This window comes from Priestia sp. SIMBA_032 (assembly GCF_046535215.1).
In the GTDB taxonomy this organism is placed as follows: Bacteria; Bacillota; Bacilli; order Bacillales; family Bacillaceae_H; genus Priestia; species Priestia aryabhattai.
Window position 1 is genome coordinate 1 of record NZ_JAWRXD010001547.1, and the last position, 236, is coordinate 236.

At 43.2% G+C, this 236-nt stretch carries 1 pseudogene; it reads right to left on the reverse strand.

Annotation, left to right across the window (positions count from 1 at the left end):
* Positions 1–236: pseudogene (gene sodC, locus SB717_RS39465) on the reverse strand (superoxide dismutase [Cu-Zn]); the annotation flags it as partial.

A 236-nucleotide genomic window follows, 5' to 3' on the forward strand; every position in this document is an offset into this window, starting at 1 on the left:
GTGCATCGATTTCCGCTTTAATCTTCCCAGAACCATCTGCAACTACGTTCGGTAAATCACCGTTTTCTGCACCCTTCGGATTAAGAAGACCATGTTTTTTATCATCAGGATTAAAATGATTCCCGGATGATTCAAAACGAGGTGCCTTACACTCTCCGATTTCATGTACATGTAGTCCGTGTGGTCCTGGCGTGAAACCTTCTCCTTTAATCGTAATTTTCACGCCACTTGTTTGC